This window comes from Synechococcus sp. CCY9201, from assembly GCF_034931105.1.
Classification (GTDB): domain Bacteria; phylum Cyanobacteriota; class Cyanobacteriia; order PCC-6307; family Cyanobiaceae; genus CBW1002.
Genome location: NZ_JAYGIC010000141.1, coordinates 1 through 1720 on the forward strand (window position 1 = coordinate 1; position 1720 = coordinate 1720).

At 71.1% G+C, this 1720-nt stretch carries 2 protein-coding genes; one reads left to right on the top strand and one right to left on the bottom strand.

Annotation, left to right across the window (positions count from 1 at the left end; translation table 11 throughout):
• On the top strand, positions 1-357 hold a 357-nt coding region (locus VB716_RS13370), incomplete at its 5' end, for a precorrin-8X methylmutase (protein WP_323270745.1).
• Positions 358-387: 30 nt separating this feature from the next.
• Here VB716_RS13370 and mutS read toward each other — a convergent pair.
• On the bottom strand, positions 388-1720 hold a 1333-nt coding region (gene mutS, locus VB716_RS13375; RefSeq protein WP_323270746.1), incomplete at its 5' end, for a DNA mismatch repair protein MutS.

Sequence of the window (1720 nt, forward strand, 5' to 3'; positions counted from 1 at the left end):
ACCCGTGCGGCGGCGGGCATGGCGCGGGCCCTGGCGGAGCATCCCGGTGCCGTGGTGCTGATCGGCAGTGCCCCCACCGCGCTGGAGTGCCTGATCGATCTGGCCTGCCCATCTCCTGCTCACGATCCGATGGCACCTGGGCAGGTGGCGCCTGCCCCGATGGCGCCTGGCTGCGTGGCACCGGCCCTGGTGATCGGCATGCCGGTGGGCTTCGTGGGGGTGCTTGAGAGCAAGCGCCGCCTGGCCCGCAGCGGCCTGGCCCAGATCCGCCTGGAGGGCAGCCGCGGTGGTGCCGGTCTGGTCGGCGCGGCTGCCAATGCCCTGCTGCGTCACGCCTGGCTGGCCGCGAACGCCTGAGAGCCGAAGGGAGGGGGTCAGCCTGGTCGCTCAGGCCTCTGGCTCCAGCCCCACCGCCACGTGGCTGTTGGCCTCGATCCGATCGAGCACCTGGCGGGCCCGCTGCACCACCACCGGCGGCACCCCGGCCAGGCGGGCCGCCTCGATGCCGTAGCTGCGGCTGGCGCCGCCCGTCACCACCTGATGCAGGAACACCAGGTCGTCGCCGGTTTCCTGCACCAGCACCTGGGCATTGGCCACGTTGGGCAGCAGATCGGCCAGCTCATTGAGCTCGTGGTAATGGGTGGCGAAGATCGTGCGGGCACCGATCCGTTCGGCCAGGTGCTCGGCCACGGCCCAGGCGATCGAAAGTCCATCGAAGGTGGCGGTGCCCCGGCCGATCTCATCGAGCAGCACCAGGGAATGGCTGGTGGCGTGGTGGAGGATGTTGGCGGTTTCGGCCATCTCCACCATGAAGGTGGACTGGCCGCTGGCCAGGTCGTCGACGGCGCCGACGCGGGTGAAGATCCGATCGGCAATGCCGAGGCGGGCACTGCGGGCCGGAATCCAGCTGCCGATCTGGGCCATCAGCTGCAGCAACCCGCTCTGGCGCAGATAGCAGCTCTTGCCGCTGGCATTCGGACCGGTGAGCACCAGCAGATCCGGAACGGTGGCGGCGTGCGGCGCAGACCCCAGCCTCAGGCTGTTGGCCGTGAAGGGCTCCTCCACCAGCAGCTGCTCCACCACCGGATGGCGACCCGCGTCGATCCAGAGCTCGCGCCCTTCGACGATCTCAGGGCGGCAGTAGCCACCGGTGGCCGCCACCTCCGCCAGAGAGGCGATCACATCGAGCTCGGCCACCCGCCGCGCCGCCTCCCGGATCACGGCGGCCCGCTCCCCCACCTGCTCGCGCAGGGCGCAGAACAGCTCGTACTCCCGCTGGGCGGCCCGGGTCCGCAGCTGCAGGATGCGGCCTTCGCGGCCCTTGAGCTCGGGGGTCACGAAGCGTTCTTCGTTGGCCAGGGTCTGGCGGCGGATCCAGTGCGTTGGCACCGAGGCGGCCTTGGCGCGGCTGACCGAGAGGAAGTAGCCGAAGGTGCGGTGATACTGCAGGCGCAGGTTGGGGTTGCCGCTGGCGCGGCGCTCCAGGGCCTCCTGCTGTTCCAGCCAGGTGTCCTGGTCGTCGAGCTGGTTGCGCAGGCCATCGAGGCGGGCATCGACGCTGTCGTGGATCAGGCCGCCGTCGCTGAGGCTCAGCGGTGGATCGTCCACCAGGGTGTGGCGCAGCACCGCAGCCAGCTCCACCAGCTCCGGCCAGGTGCGCTGCAGCGCCGTCAGGGGGGGGCTGCTGGCCTGGGCGAGCAGACCGGCCAGCAGGGGCAGC